At 62.0% G+C, this 15577-nt stretch carries 10 protein-coding genes; 7 read left to right on the top strand and 3 right to left on the bottom strand.

Annotation, left to right across the window (positions count from 1 at the left end; translation table 11 throughout):
* Positions 1-63: 63 nt before the first annotated feature.
* A complete protein-coding gene (locus P0R35_RS15530; RefSeq protein ID WP_284014866.1) occupies positions 64-2727 on the bottom strand; it encodes a helix-hairpin-helix domain-containing protein in 2664 nt (887 codons plus the stop codon).
* Between the two features lie 139 nt (positions 2728-2866).
* Between P0R35_RS15530 and P0R35_RS15525 the strand changes: the two genes are divergently transcribed.
* The 5 genes from P0R35_RS15525 to P0R35_RS15505 all read left to right on the top strand — a co-directional run bounded on the left by P0R35_RS15525 (position 2867) and on the right by P0R35_RS15505 (position 12677).
* Positions 2867-4024, top strand: a complete 1158-nt coding sequence (locus tag P0R35_RS15525; protein WP_284014865.1) for a hypothetical protein — start codon at positions 2867-2869, stop codon at positions 4022-4024.
* A 77-nt stretch (positions 4025-4101) separates the two neighbouring features.
* Positions 4102-6348 (top strand): AAA domain-containing protein, encoded by a 2247-nt coding sequence (locus P0R35_RS15520; protein ID WP_284014864.1) that lies wholly within the window; start codon positions 4102-4104, stop codon positions 6346-6348.
* A gap of 82 nt (positions 6349-6430) precedes the next feature.
* Positions 6431-8182: an AAA family ATPase gene (locus P0R35_RS15515; protein ID WP_284014863.1), complete on the top strand. Its 1752-nt coding sequence runs from the start codon at positions 6431-6433 to the stop codon at positions 8180-8182.
* A 272-nt stretch (positions 8183-8454) separates the two neighbouring features.
* Entirely contained in the window at positions 8455-10422 is a 1968-nt protein-coding gene (locus P0R35_RS15510; RefSeq protein WP_284014862.1) for a vWA domain-containing protein, read from the top strand.
* Entirely contained in the window at positions 10419-12677 is a 2259-nt protein-coding gene (locus tag P0R35_RS15505; protein ID WP_284014861.1) for an MBL fold metallo-hydrolase, read from the top strand. Before P0R35_RS15510 ends, P0R35_RS15505 begins: the two co-directional genes overlap by 4 nt.
* 175 nt (positions 12678-12852) lie before the next feature.
* Here the strand turns inward: P0R35_RS15505 and P0R35_RS15500 are convergent, their stop codons facing one another.
* Both P0R35_RS15500 and P0R35_RS15495 read right to left on the bottom strand, forming a co-directional pair.
* Complete coding sequence (locus P0R35_RS15500; RefSeq protein WP_284014860.1) at positions 12853-13494, bottom strand: DUF8102 family protein; 642 nt, start codon at positions 13492-13494, stop codon at positions 12853-12855.
* Positions 13487-14182: a hypothetical protein gene (locus P0R35_RS15495; RefSeq protein ID WP_284014859.1), complete on the bottom strand. Its 696-nt coding sequence runs from the start codon at positions 14180-14182 to the stop codon at positions 13487-13489. The genes P0R35_RS15500 and P0R35_RS15495 overlap by 8 nt, the downstream gene beginning before the upstream one ends.
* Before the next feature lie 127 nt (positions 14183-14309).
* Here P0R35_RS15495 and P0R35_RS15490 point away from each other — a divergent pair, with 127 nt between their 5' ends.
* Positions 14310-14777 carry a hypothetical protein gene (locus P0R35_RS15490; RefSeq protein ID WP_284014858.1) on the top strand — a complete coding sequence of 156 codons (468 nt, stop codon included), beginning with the start codon at positions 14310-14312 and terminating at the stop codon, positions 14775-14777.
* Between the two features lie 30 nt (positions 14778-14807).
* Complete coding sequence (locus P0R35_RS15485) at positions 14808-15356, top strand: hypothetical protein (protein WP_284014857.1); 549 nt, start codon at positions 14808-14810, stop codon at positions 15354-15356.
* Positions 15357-15577: the final 221 nt, after the last annotated feature.

Below are 15577 nucleotides of genomic sequence, written 5' to 3'. Positions count from 1 at the left end.
AGTCCGTGTACCGTGACCGAATGTCGATCCCTCCGAAATCGCGGTTACGCAATCAAACCGCGCTCAGGTCACCGAGAGGAACAGCCACAGCGGCGCCGACACGATCGGCTTCCCACACTCCGGACTCTCGAACTGTTCGATTTCGTCCCGCATCGCCAGGACGAGGCCGAACGGGGCCTCGCCGTCGTGGATTCGATGGTGAACCGGCTTCGATCCCCGGGAACTCCCGTCACCGTCGGAGCTACCCCACTCGTACCGTTCGTACCGACCCATGTAGCCGTGGTCGTCAGAAGCCTCCAACGGGGGGATTCCGTCCCAGTACTCACCGTCCCCGTTCAACACGGTGTCCAGACGCCGTTCGTACTCACTTTCCTCCTCCTCCCGACGAAGGTACGTCTCTGCTGCCTCGACGACACGGGCTGCAGTCGTCTCTGTGAAACCAGGAATTTGAGCGAGATGATCGGGATCTGCGGCAGCAAGTGTTTCGACCGTCCAATGAGTCTCGGGTTCTTCTAAAACGGCTGTTGGCGTCAGGTTTGGCTCGTCTCCGTCTGTCGGTGGATTCCAGAGTGCCTCTCGTTTGGAGGAGCCGATACCGCGAACGTCGCCCAACATATCGTATAGCTCGACGGCGTCGACGATTTCGGTAGCAGTCTGAGAATCGATCCCATCCGCGTTAGAGATTTCTTCGGCGGACTGACTCCACAGGTCCTCTAACCGATCGACGCCGGCTTCTCGAAGTGCAACCTCGACAGATTCGTCAAACCAATTTAATAGCTCGTCTGCGCTGCCAGCTGGCCCCGTCGGTGGTTCTCCAACCGTTGGTTCGTACCGAACGAAATCGTGGAGTTCCGCGTCGGGAGAGCTGCTCTGTCGATCGAGGAATTCGCCGACGGCCGCGACCTTTTTATCGAGTTCTTCTCCAGTCGTATCCAGGCCTATCGGGATGGGGGCGCCCGCGACTTTCGGGATGAACTCGACGAACTGATCGTCGCGTTTCCAATAGTTGACGACCCCAGCGTTTGGGTCATGTCGGTGGTTGAAATTGTAGCTGAGCCGCATGATATGGTCGAACGCGACCATGTACTCGAGTCGAGAACGAAGTTCAGCGTCAGCCGTAGTGATATCAGCTAAGTCCCGCCAACAGAGTGCATTCGCGAGGCCGACGTCTCGAAGGGCAACACGCAGCTCGCGCGGTTTCTTGTTGCCGTATCCGTCGCTGAACGTGAGGAGGACCATCTGTTCGAGCGTATCGAAGTACTTGTTCCGGAGTGTGCGCCGGTCGACGTCGAGGATCCAATCGTCCGTCCCACTGTCACCGAGTAGTTCGTCGTATTCGAACGGTTCTGTCTCCATTGTGTGGGCTGCCCATGAGTAGAGGCGACCAAGGTCCCGTGTCCGATGTGGTCGGATCGAATCGAACGCCGGCGCTTGTTCGTGGATCGTGCCGAGTGTCTCGTCGAGGACATCGGTAGCGACGCTGGAGAAACCGGAGGAATCGGAGGACTGAGCCGTGTTGCGGAGATACGCGCGGATCTCACGATCGGGGCGGTCGAATATATCGTCTTCAATTCGTAATGAGAGATACCCACCGAGTAGCAAATACTCCTCGAGCGCGGTGGTAATCCATTCGCGCGGAGAGTTTGTCTCACCCGTTCCGACCCAATCGTCGATCTCCGAAAGTTGCTCCTCGTAGCGAGTGAGTGCCGCCACTACCTGCTCCGGGTCGTCTTCGGTAATCGCACCTTGGAAGCTCCGTCTTAGGTCAGACCCGCTCAGTCGATAGGTATCGGGGTCGTGAACGTCTTCGATCGAGTCACCGCGTAGCTGAGCACTGTAATCGATATCGACACGCCGGTCAGGATCGGCACCTTCGAAAATCGGGAACCTTCGCTGGAGGTAGTCTCGGAACTTCGGCGGAATAACCGTCTCAATATCGTACTGTTGGGGCGGGAGACGCATTTGATCCCGCTCCGGGTCGTAGAGTTCCCGTTCGACAGTTTCCTCAGCGATACCGGTAACGACGATTTTCCGTGCTGGCGTTTCCTCGAGTAATTCAGAAATCAACTCACCCCACCCAGACTCATCTGGGTCGCTGGCAAGCGTGTGGATGTCGTCGATAAAGACGTAATGGCGAGTCTCATCTGGGTCTCCATCGAGAATTTCATCGCTAAAGTAGTCGACGACGTCCTTGATCTGCCGCTCGGGCCGCAATTGGAAGGCTGGGTCCGCGTCTAACGGGAGATACAATACTCGGTCAGGACCGAGCTCGGGCAACTGTTGAACGAGGTTCGTGTACTCGTTGTCACCCGGTTTGGTAGCGTGGTGGTACTTGTCGATCGCCCACGCGGCCTGGAGTTGAGAGACGTCTGTGGAAGGTAGATTCTGGAGATCAGCGTCGGGCAACGTCCAGAGGAGTTTCCGGAATTCCTCGTCGACGAACAGCTTGATCGACTGTGACAACAGCGTTGTTTTCCCCGTGTTCTCGGGACCAGTGATGGCGAACAATCTCGTGTCTTCGCCGTCTCGCCAGCCGTCTGCCCACGTGAGCTTGTCTAGAGTGCCGAAGAAGTCGGACTTGTAGAACGCCCAGTCCTGCTCGATATCGATACTCCCGGGTCGATTCGGACGGTAGGTTGCCTCCGAACTCGACCACCAGTAGTTGATATCGTGTATCCGCTCCCGGAGCGCGTCGAACGACTCGAATCGGGAGGCAGCGTCGGTCATTACACTCGTACTCAGCGGCCTTCCACTTAAAATCACGATAACGCATTTCGATGTGGAATACGATAGCACGTGAGGAAAAGAAAACAATCCAATGCGGTTTTGCAAAACGACTAAGTGCTGTCACACAGTTGGTGCGTATATGGCCACGGCCCAGAACGTCACCGTCGACTCGGAGTCCAACGAGGTTCACATCGACTCGCTCACAGTCCACGACGAGGAACTCGTGTCGTTCCTGTCGGACGCGCCCGGCGAACCTGAAGCGGCGGTCGAGCGGGCGCTCCGCGTCGGTGCGTCGACGCTCGAACTCGCCGACACCACCCGAGAGGTCGAGTACGTCCGTCGCGAGTTCGACACCCTGCGCGAGGCGTTCGCGGACGAGGTTGCGGAAGTCGAACGCGAGTTTGAGGACGCGTTCGGCGATGACGGCGAGTTCGAAGGCCGACTGGACGATGCGTTCGGTGAGGGCGGTGCGTTCGCTGACCGTCTCGATGAGCAGTTCGGCGAGGAAGGCGAAGTGATCCAACAGGCGCTCGACCCCGACAACGACGGGTCGCCGCTGAACCGGATCCGGCAGACGTTCCGCGAGGAGATCCGCGATCTCAGTGAGAAACTGGAGCGACAGGCCGGTGCCGAGGAAGAGCGTGAGCTGAGTCACCGCTCTGGCTACGACTTCGAGGACACCGTCCAGGAGATGCTCGCGGACGCGACGTACAACACGAGCGACGATGTGGAACGGACGGCCGAGACCGAAGGAGAACTTCCCGGTCGCGACGTCGGTGACTTCGTGTACACGATCGGCGAGACGGGCCAGCGCATCGCTATCGAGGCGAAGAGCGTGGAAGGGTACACCCGGCCGAAGATCGATGAAGAGATGGCCGACGCGATCGAGAACCGCGACGCGGACTTCGGTGTGTTCGTCAGCGAGTGCGAGTCGTTCGTTCCCGACACCGTCGGCTACTTCCAGCCGTACGACGACTACGTCTGTGTCTCGCTGTCCGCCGACCGCGACGACGAGGTTGACGAGTCGTTCCTGCGGATCGCGCTCAGTTGGGCGCGGACGCGTGCGATCCAGGGACACGTGGACGCCGGCGACGACCTCGATCCTGAGGAGGTGCAGTCGCGTGTCGAGGCGGTGCGTGACGAACTCGACCGCATCTCCAACGCCAAGCGCAAGTGCACCGAGATGCAGTCGACCGCGGACGACGTGAAGGGGCTGTTGGACGGTCTTCGCGACGACGTGATCGTCGAACTCGACGGGATCACGACGGAGCTGAGCAAGGCCAGCGACGGAGCGTGAGTCGAGAGCGTCCCGTCGAAGATCCCGACCTGGAGCGAACGTTTACTACCCGATACGTGGATCCCCCGTCACGATAGATGTCCCTCCTGCTGGAGAACGCCATCGGCGCCGTCGATTTCGAGGAGGTCACGCTTCGTCCCGTCCAGTCGATCGGCGGCGCCGGCGTCCTCGACGAGCCGGTCCCGCTGGACGTGGTCGGTGGCTACGCCGAGCATCACGACGTCCTCGACGCCGACGGCCACGGCGTCGTCTTGCCGCTCCACGGTCTCGATGACGCCGAGTTGACCGGCGAGGCTGTCCGCTACCGCGAACACGACCTCCGTGGCCCGATGTTCGGCGGCCGCGGCGCCGACGGCGACGTCGAGTGGGTCGCCCCCGATGGACTTGCTGCCTCCGAGACGGCCGCACGCCTCCGCTTCTGGCACCCGGACCACGTCCCCGACGAACTTCCGTCGTACCACGTCTCGCCGGTCGCGGCGGTCGAACCGGCCCGAAACCCGCTCTCAGACACCGAAGACCTCGTGGAGGGCCTCCGCGAATACGTCACCGAGGAGCGCGATGCCGCACGCGAGGCGAACCGAGAGCGGGCAGAGCAGGGTCCGACCACCCAGTACCAGCGGAACGGGTCGGCTATCCCGACACTCGACTGTGTCGACGTCGAGGACGGCGAACACGTGTTCCGTGTCCGTGAGGCCCCAGACGTCGGGCTGCATATCGACGACGAGTCGGCAGACCGCTACGGGTTCGTTCGCGACGAGTTCGACATCCACGAGGGCAACGAGGTGTTGATCCACGCGCCAGACGGTGTCTCCCACGAGGCGTTCCCGGTCCGCGCGACGGTCGCATCGACGCGTGGCCGGGACCTTCGACTCCGAGTCGCATGGGACGCCGTCGAGTCACGGTCGTCGGTGGGAGCGATCCTGAACAGACCACGTGACGGGTACGGGCTGTCGCCGCTGCTCAACCCAGTCCCGTTCGAACGTCAGACCGAAGCGCTGGATGCGCTCGCGGACACGCCGATGGCAGCTGCGTTGGCGGGAGCGGAGCCGCTTACCTTCGAGGACGACGCCAAGGCCGCCAGCGAGCCACTCGACGACGAGCTCAATCAGGACCAGCACATCGCCGTCGACCACGCGCTGTTGGCCGACCGACTGTTCTGTATCCACGGCCCACCCGGAACCGGCAAGACGCGGACGCTCGTGGAGTTCGTCCGGCGGTCCGTCCAGGCGGGCCGAGACGTCCTCGTGTGTGCGGACTCGAACCAGGCCGTCGACAACCTCCTCGTGGGGTCGAGCACCGCAGACGGCACCGACGAGGGCTCGCTCCACGCGTACGGGCAACACGGTACCGACGAGTTCACGATCCACAGAGCCAACGCTCGGCGGTCGAACAACCGAGTGGTTCGAGCACACTACGGCGACGGCAACAGCGGGAGCGCCGACGTCGTCGCGACGACGAACAGCAGCGCCGGACGACTCGCCCGCGACTTCGACGTCCTCGTCCTCGACGAGGCGACACAGGCGACGTGTGCATCGGCGTGCGTTCCGCTGTCACGGGCAGAGAAGGTAGTCCTCGCGGGTGACCACCAGCAACTCCCGCCGTACACCGCCGCCGAGGGGCCAGCTTCCTCCCGGTACGGCTCGTCGCTGTTCGAGCACATGTACGCTGACGGGGGCGTCTACGAGGGTGTCGGTGTCCAACTGCGAACGCAGTACCGAATGCACCGCGACGTCGCGTACCTCCCCAACCGACTGTTCTACGGGAAGTCGCTGCGCAACGGGCGGGCAGTCCCCGAACTCTCGAACCACAACACCATCGTCGCCCACTCGTTCGGCGGTCGCGAGGAGCGCGTGAATCACTCGCTGCGCAATCCAACGGAGGCGCGCTTCGTCGCGATCCTCGTCGAGCGACTCCTTGACGACGGCCTCGCCCCGACCCAGATTGGTGTGATCACGCCGTACACGGCGCAGGTGGATCTTGTTCGCGACCGACTGGGCGAGGTGAACGACGGCGACGACGTCGTCGTCGACACGATCGACGCGTTCCAAGGGAGCGAGCGCGAGGCGATCGTCATCTCGTTCGTGCGGAGCAACGACGCGGGCGACGTCGGCTTCCTCGGCCGCGCGGACGACGGGCCGCGTCGACTGAACGTGGCGATGACCCGAGCGAAGCGGCACTGTGCGCTGGTCGGCGACTGGAACACGCTGCGGGGCCACCGTCGTGAGGCTCCACGAAACGACTGTACCGACGTGTATCAGTCCATCTACTCCGATCTCGAGAGCAGCGGCCGCGTCACCAAGCCTGACCCGTCGCTCCTCCCGTGACCGCTCCTGCTGGTCCCCTCCGCTGATCCGGGACCGGTGGTCAGACATCTGATAGTATCTGGGGTTGGAAAGTATTCTCGATGTGGTTTATCCGACTATTTATATACTGTACCCTCGTTGTAGCGACTGCGACGTCGGATCGAGCCGGTCGACCACCACCCGAGAGCCTTCGCCACGCATGCCCCCGAGCCACGAACCCGCCCAGTCCACCCACGACACCGTCGACGAACCGATCGCCTTCACACATGACCCGAGCCACACGTTGGGGGACCTCGCCGGTCTCGCCGACGAACGTGATCGCCTCGAGACGGTGGTTACAGCGCTGGCCGAAGGTGTCCCGGTTGCCACCCACGGCGTGCTCGTACACGGACCGGGGGGCAACGGAAAGACGCGAATCGCGGATGCTGTCGCGGGGGAGTTGGCGGACCGAGGGTTCTCCGTCGGGTGGGTCGACGGCACCGACGGGCTGGAGGCGGTCGACGCCGACCTCAACGAGGCAGTAGAGCGAGCGGCCCGAGCGGCGGTCGACACGGCGCCGTGCGTCCTCGTGCTCGACGACATGTTCGACCACCGAGCGTCGGCCATGCTTCCGCGTCTTCGTGACCGTCTCACCGACATCGAGACAGCGGGCGAACGGGTGTTGGTCGTCGCGACGGCGGACCCGTCGAACGCCTCGGGGGACCTCGGTGCAACGTTCGAGACGAGCGTCGCGGTGACGGCGCCGGACGGAGACCGGGCGACGACACTCCTCTCGTCGTTCCTCGACGAGTTCGCCGCCGAGACGGTCGTCGACGTCGATGTGGACACGGCGAGCGAGCGTGTTCGCGACGTCGCCGCCGGCACCGCCGTCGTCGACCTGCGTGCGGGAGCGAAGCGAGCGGTCCAAGAGGCTGCGTTCGGCGAAGCCGAGACAGTCGTGACTGGCGAATCGCTGCGGAGAGCCATCGAGTCTGTCGTGGAGAGCAAGCCGCCCACGCCGTACGCTCGGCCGTCGACCGACGACAGCGGCCCTCGTCGCGTCGAGGCGACCGACGTGACCTTCGGCGACATCGGTGGTCTCGACGAAGTGAAAGCGGAGTTGCGGGCGGCGCTGGAGTTTCCCGAGCAGTTCGCCGACTTGTACGACGCCTGTGACCTCGACGTGCCGGGCGTCTTGCTGTACGGTACGCCGGGGAACGGGAAGACGATGCTGGCGAAGGCGCTCGCGACAGAGTACGACCGCGCGTTCGTCGCCGTCGACGCGCCAAGCTTGAAGAACAAGTACGTGGGCGAGACCGAACGCACCATCCGCGAGGTGTTCGAGACGGCCCGTCGGAACGCTCCGAGCGTCGTCTTCATCGACGAGATCGATGCGATCGCCGGGAGTCGCGAGGAGGCCAGCGCCTCTCACGAGGTGGGCTTCGTGAACGCCCTGCTCGCAGAGTTGGACGGGTTCACTGGGACCGAGCGCGTGTTCGTCGTCGCCGCGACGAACCGCCCCCAAGCCGTCGACGGAGCACTGCTGCGCGAGGGTCGCCTCGGGCGGCACGTCCACGTCCCCGTCCCCGACGGAGACGCCGCTCGCGCGGTCGTCGAGCGGCACGTCGACTCGTATCCGCTCGCCGACGACGTGACGCCCGCGTGGATCGAGGACGTGATCCCCGACGGCGCTCCCGCGGCCACGATCGCGGGAGTGTGTGAACAAGCGCTCCGCTGGCACGCTATGCGTCGTGCCAGCGAGAGCGGCTCCGAAGCGCCCGTCGTCACCCGCGCTGACGTCCGTGCAGCCGTCGACGAGTACCCGATGCCGACCGAGGGAGAGACCGCCGCCGCTGGCCGCTCGAGTTTCTACTGATCTGAGTCACCCGTCAGATTTATAATCTACACCCGACTCTTGGAAAGTGGAAAAAACATAGAAAATATTATTCTGTGAATTGCACGGCGACTACCCACCCCCAGCTCATCCCTATGACAGCCCCACCTTCAGCAGCCGACGACGACCGACGGACCATCACAGGCCAGTTCGTGTCCCACCGACCCGCAGGCAAACGAGATCGGGTTTGGCGACTCCAGTTCGAGACGGCAGACGGCCCGGAATCCGTGTTCCTGCATCCGGAGCGCGAATGCGTGCGGTACGACCTCAAGACCGGCGAGTCGTATCGGCTCAGCAACGTCCGTGTGTGTCAGATCGCCGACTACGAGGTGGTTGGTGAGTGTCCCGCGTGCGGTGAGCCGTTGAGGGAGTGGCACGCGATCGACGACTACCCCCCGGTGCGAGCCGTCCTTGACGGGTTTGAGACCGATGGGACGGTGTACGTCGTCGACGCCGAGAGTCGAGTGACGACCGCCGATGAGGGCGACGACCCGGACGGCGACCACCTCGTCGACGACTGGCGACCGTGGCAGACGACGCCCGAGCCGACAGCGTACGTCTGTACTGACTGCGGTCGCGAGGTCGACCCACGGTACCACAGGGGGGATGGTGCTGAGGGTCGTGAGCTACGCAACATGAGCGCCTCGGCCGACGCGAGCGCGCCACTCGCATCCGCGAACAAGAGCATGGGGCTCGCGACCGGCGGCGCGACGGACGCGGGGAACTTCCGGGAGAACGTCCGCGAGGGGTACGTCCCCCAACCGGACGCGCTCGCGTACGAGGGATTGGTTCACGACTACCAATTCCCCGCACGCGGCGACACGGATGCTGAGGGGCTGTTCGTCCCGACCTGCACGCAGTCTGTCTCGTCGAATCCGCTGACGGGTGGGGTCGAGCGGTATCTCTCGATCGGGCTGGACTCGTCGCTGTCGGCTGCGGACTTCGATCGACCCGCGCTCGATTTGGTCGCCGTCCTCGACGTCTCCGGTTCGATGTCGAGTGCGTTCGATGAGTACTACTACGACCGTTCGGGTACGCGCCGTCGCGTCGACACCGACAACAGCACCGCCGACTCCAAACTGGATGCGGCGACGAAGTCGCTGTGTGCGCTGACAACGCAACTCGACGATGACGACCGACTGGGCGTCGTCCTGTACGACAACACCGCACACGTCGCGAAGCCGCTCCGACTTGTCGGCGACACCGACATGGCGGCGATCCGGCAGCACATCCGCGCGATCACCGCACATGGCGGCACCGACATGAGTGCGGGCTTCGATGCGGCCCGCAACCTGTTCGAAGCTCTCGACGACGGCCGATCCGACGGGTCGGACCGAGAGCGCCGCGTCGTGTTCATGACCGATGCGATGCCCAACACCGGGAGGGCGTCGACGTCTGCCCTCGTCAACGGAGTGGCCGACGCCGCAGCCGACGGCGTGTACACAACGTTCGTTGGGATGGGGTTGGACGCGAACGCCGACCTCATCTCGGAACTGTTGGCGGTTCGAGGGGCCAACCACTGCTTCGTCCACTCCGCGACCGAGTTCGAGCGCCGACTCGGCGAGGAGTTCGACTGTCTCGTGACGCCGCTGGCGTTCGATCTCTCGGTTGACGTCGACGCCAACGGCTACGAGGTGGCCGAAGTGTACGGCTCGCCCTCCGCGCGACCCGATGACGGAACTGCGCTGGAAGTGACGACGCTGTTCCCCTCACCGACAGAGGACGGCGAGTCACGCGGCGGCGTGATCCTCGTCGAGCTCGAAGCGACCGACCCCGATCTGGACGCCGCCGCAGATGCTGGCGAGATCACGCTCACGGCGTCGTGGGTCGAGCGGGACGGCACACCCGACGAGACCACAGCCACGGTTAGGCCGCGAGTGGCGGGCCACGACGACGACGCGGTGTGTAAGGCGGTCGCGCTCCGTCGGTACGCCGCGGAACTCCGCGAGTGGACCGAGCGCGTTCGCGAGGGAGGCGACAACGGTGACGAGAGCGGTCAGATCGACGACTGGCTCGAACCCGCACGACCGCGGCACAACCACCACGAGCGGGGCTCAATCCGGCTTCGCTTGTCCGACGCCGACGTCCAGCGGTTCAAGCGACTCCGCGAGTACCTCCAGGCCGTGCGGACGGTCGTCGACGACCCGGATCTCGATCAGGAAATCGAGCTAGTGTCAGAGTTACTGGAACACGGGCGAGCAGACCAGGAGGTGCCCCGGTGAGCACCGACTCGTCGAGTTCGAACGAGACCGTCGAGTCTGGGGATTTCCCCGTCTCCTTCGGCTACCAGCACGCCAATCCCGGTGCGGGTAACGAGTCGGTCCTCCTGCGATTCGGCTACCCTGGTCGCGACGGCGACGCGTGCCTGCTCGTGGATGCAGGGCGGAACGTCGACCCCTCGGAGTTGCTCCGGCCCGAGGACAGGCTGGTGGGCGTCTGTCTGACCCACGCGCACTTCGATCACTACCGTGCGTTGTCGGGCGCGCTCGACGGCGACGTTCCGCTGTTCGCTTCGCCGGACACGGCGGCGATGATCGACGACGTGCTAACCGTCGCAGCGACAGAGCGCGGCATTCAGCGATCCGGTGCGGTCGAGGAGGCGGTCGTCGCGATCGACGACTGGACGGACGTGTGTTCGGGTGTTCAACTCCACCCGCTACCGGCCGGGCACGCACCGGGTGCAGCGGGGTTCTTGTTCCGGTTCACCGACGCTGAGGAGGCACACGACGTCGTCGTCACCGGCGACTTCACGCTCACCGACTGCGCGGGTTACCCCGGCTTCGACACGGGGTTGGCCGTCGACGTCGAGTGTCTGTTCCTCACCGCGGCGACCGACCCCAACGCCGGCGGGACGCTCACCGACGCCCTCGCGGACACCGTCGAAGGCGCGCTCGTGGGCGGTCGCTGTCTCGTGACCTGTGGCGCGCTCACCGGCGTGCACGTCGCTCGCCTGATCGCCGCCGTGAACAGTGAACTCGGGACCGACGTACCCGTCCGCCTCGTCGGCCAAGCGGCGAAGCTGTACGAGACGCTCGGATTCGAGCACGAAGATGTCGAATGCGTCCCCGTGTTCGACGACCCGCACAGCTGTCTGACTCCCGGGACCGTGACGATCGCCGGACCGGGCGTACCGAACGAGGACAGCAGCGGCCGACTGTTCCGGGCGCTCGAACAGGACACGGCGGCGACGGTCGTCCAACTTGTCTCGAGTGGCGGAGACCCGGTGACACGCGGCGGCTGTACGACCACCGGGTACGCGTTCTCGAACCACCCGACGGAGGACGATCTCCGTACGGTCGTCGAGTCACTCGAGCCGGCACAGACGGTGATCACACACCAGCGCGGCCGAACGAGTCGGTTCAACGACCTCCCGTCGTGCGTGCGTGCCACTGGCGACGGGGATTCCTACACTCTCTACGAATCCGGCACCTGGGTCCGTCCCGACTGGATGCCCTCTGTCCGGGAACGCGACACCGCGGGCGGACTCCGCCTCGGAGCCGTCACCGATGTGTTCGACAGCCTCCCGCTGCCCGACATCAACCCTGCGACGTTGCCTAACCTGGCTACCGAGGGCATCGACGCTACGGCCATCAGAGCGCGGGTCGAAGCCGCCGACTGCGACGACACCGCCACCAACGCCACGGACGAATGCACCGACGCGAGCACGATCACTGACGCCGACACCCAGCCCATGAGTGACGCTGAATCCACAATCGACCACGACAAGCACCGCCTGTTCGAAACGACAGCGACCCCCGAGTTCAACGCTGAGAAGCCCGCGGCGTTCAACGAGGAACTCCCCGACCCGACAAATCTCGTCACCGACCGCGCCCGGAGCGCGCTGTTCGACGGTTCGGACAACGAGGAGGACATCGAAGCCGAGGCCGACAAAACTACGGTAGACGTCGACGGCCCCGACCAACAGACGGACGGCGAACCCGCGGCGTCGAGTGAGGACGTGGGCTACACAGATACAGAAGAGAGCGACGCCGTCAACGGACCGGGCCCCGACACGTCCGTGGGTCATGAGGAAGATGAGCCCGCGAGTAGTCCCATCGAAGCCGATGAGGACGTCACTATCGACGGGTTGACGGCCGCCCTCGTCCGTAGCAACCTCACAGACGACGAGTCGAGCACGACGCCAGCCGCGTTCGTCGCCGACGCCGTCGAAGCGTTCCTCGCGTCGGTCATCGCTGGCGCAGCGCCGACCGAATCGGCACCGCCGGTTTCTGTGGCAGTTGCCGACGACTTCGCCCCCGTGCTTAATGACGCTGCTGTCGCTGCAGGATTCGCGGACGTCAACGAGGCCGCTCAAGAAGCACTCGTGAATGTCCTCGGTGGTGGAGAGCCTCTGACCGTCCCGCTGGGTCGGCTATCCTCGTTGGTCGTGACGGTTGCGACGTCCGACGAGTACCCGTTCGACACTAAGCGCGCTATTGTTGAGACGGCCGTCGTCAGCAAGCTTGAAACGGAGTAACGAGTCGAACCCACCCCTCAAAAGGTGTAGTTCTTGATTTGTCTGCGCCGATGCGCCCGGAGAGTCGGCAAAGTCCTAGTTGGATGTAGTCTTTCCCGACCATTGAATAGTTCGGTAGATGCACCCCTACCAGATGTGTTAGAACAGGTTTCCAGCGGTTCTCTGTTTGGTTTTATTAATCGTTCTCTTTTGGGCTTTGAACGGTCACGTCGGTCACGATTGACTGAGGGATGCGTTCAAACGCGGTCGCTACTCGACTTTCGCGAATGTCTGATTCTGAGATACCCCAGCCAGAGTTGTCCATGACCTCAGCGAGTCTATCTGGGGATACCTGATCGTCGTACAACAAGGATTCCAATTCGAGTAGTGACGGACCGGGGAGGTCCGGGTCTTCCAGACGGTGGAGTTGATGATCAACATCCGCGACTGGTTCGCGAACTAACTCAAGATGTGCTCTGATCTGCTCACCTTGGCTGATTCCAGCGTAAGCTAGAGACTCGGTGATCCGCTCCTCGATTACGTCTCCATTCATATCCATCCCAATGAAAAGCAGACTAAGAGCCTCCTGTGAGGCCGCTCGAACAGCAGACGTTTCTCTCCTCTCTGAGGGGTTGAACACGGCCTGTAAATCATCGTCTGGAAGCCACATGTAGAGGGCTTCAAGGTCAATAAGCGCCGTTCGCAGACGCTCTCGGAGAACCTCACAGAGCGCTTCACGAGTAGAGTTGTCACCTTTTGATCCACTCAGAACCTCTCGTTCTTCATCAGAGAGGATCCCGTCCTTCTGTCCCCTGGTGGCTGACTGCTGTTCACTCATCGCTACCACCCTCGGTGAATCCACCCATAACCGCTGGCCGCTCAGTAGAGTGACCTAGTAGTGTCGCTCGTTGCCAGTTCGCGTAGCCTCTAGCGATATCAGTAGCAGTCGACCCAAATCCGATCGGAGCAAATGCAACAGTTCCGAGGAGAACCTCCTCAAAGTACTGAAGCAGCAACACGTCCTCAAAGATCGGGACCGTGGTCTGTTCGAACGCCGATCGTTTCTTCATTACAGCAGACCACTCCGAATTCGCTGCGACGAATTCCTGATGTTGGTCGAACACGATCTGCGATGGAGTCTCGGACTCATATTGGCTGATGAAATCGTCGTACGATTCTGCCGCCGCGGAGTCAACCGTGCTCCGACTGTACTCCTGCTGGATATCGATAGCAATGGTACCAACCATCCAGTGAGGTTCTTCCAAGTCCTCTCCCAGAGCGTACGCGGACTGTGCGATTGGAGCGTTTACAAACGCCGGGAGTTCGGTCTGTAGCTTCTTCAGGAGCGGTGCATCAGTTGGAGTAGGCAACCGAGTGAACTCGGGTGGTGCGAGATCATCTCCGATCACGAGTTCGTCGAGGTTGACCTGCGCTGCTGGCTCTCTCTGCTGCCACAGCGTCCCAGCTAGCCCCGCACTGCCGACACTCCGAACAAGAGTCCGTCGCGTGAGGTTGTTGTCTGTCATTGACCTTCGCCGACGATATAACGACTCGTTAGAAACAATAACGTATTGTTATGTGCGCCTCCCATCCGGAACCCATAGGTTCAAGCCATAACGATACGTTATCGATAACACGCGAATCAACACTCCAATGGATCCTATCAACCTTCGAGTCCCGGAAGAGCTCAGGGAGCAGGTCGCGGAGCTAGCACGCCGACTTGAAGGAACAGACGGACCTTCCGAGATGAGTACCACGGCACAGAAGCTAATCTACGTCGGACTCGGCATGAGAAAGAGCGGACAAGAACCGAAGTTCGAGGGGCCACTCGGAATGGTGAGCCGTCCGTTCGCGGGAGTCAACTTCGCCGGTGAAACAGTCTCGTTCGGAACCCGAGTTTCAACTGAAGTCGGTGAGGAACTCACAGAAGTCTTTGAGACGAAGAAGCATCCAGCAGCGAGAGAGGCGCTTCGTGTCGGTGTGATCTATCTGCAGATCGAGGAACTCGACATCACAGGCCCAGCACAAATCAAGCGTCCGTTTGCGAAACTCGAAATGGAGGACCCGATTGACGATCCAAGGGCGATGGACGCGCTCCAGGAGTTACGGTCAGTGCTGTAGTACAGGCTCGCGATCATCGACGCAGATGTTATGGATAGCTCCCAGCTGACCCTGTACCATTCAACCGCCGCCGCGAAACTGCCGGCCATTCTGACCGATGGTGTCGTTCCGTCAGTTGAAACATACCGCGAGCCATTAGTAGAAAGCCTGATCGAGTTCGCCGAGGACCGTGGAATTTCAATTCCTCTAGATCGAACCGAGTGCAGTTTCTTCCATCCTACGCAGGCTATCGAACACACGACGTTCTATGGTACAGATGACTACGACGCGTTGTCTGCCCCGATGGGACTCGGAGTCGTTGATGGGCAAGAGGTCACTGGTAGTGTCGCTGTAGGAGAGTACCGACTCTTTGGAGAGATAATCCATTTCTCGCACACAGATGTCGCTGATAGATATTCTCTTGTCGAGTCATATGAAGAAGCCCTCGAAGGCTACGCAGAGTCGTTTGTCGCCCTTGACGAGTTTTCGTCGCTTGATGAGATTGTCTCAGAGTATGATCATCCGGAGATTATGGTCGAAGGTGGAGTCAGCGCCGAAAGCGTAAGCGAGGTTCTGCTTGTGAAAAATATCAAAATGTAATTCATTCATAGGAGTTAGGGTTGTATATTACTATCCGCTTGAAATAGTTTGAGAAGTGAGCAATTCATACCCATTTCTGGTTTTTCCTATGTGTTAGTATATACAGCCAACAGTTCAGGGGTCTCTAATATTTGGCGTCCTCTCACACGAGTTGCGATGTGAACTTTCGCTTGCAAGCGACGAGGTGGAGAATTTTCTGTTTACATTTCCGGAACCTACTA

This window comes from Halobaculum litoreum, assembly GCF_030127125.1.
Taxonomy (GTDB): domain Archaea; phylum Halobacteriota; class Halobacteria; order Halobacteriales; family Haloferacaceae; genus Halobaculum; species Halobaculum litoreum.
The sequence above is the reverse complement of the archived record's forward strand: the minus strand, read 5'-3'. Positions and strand labels throughout refer to the sequence as shown.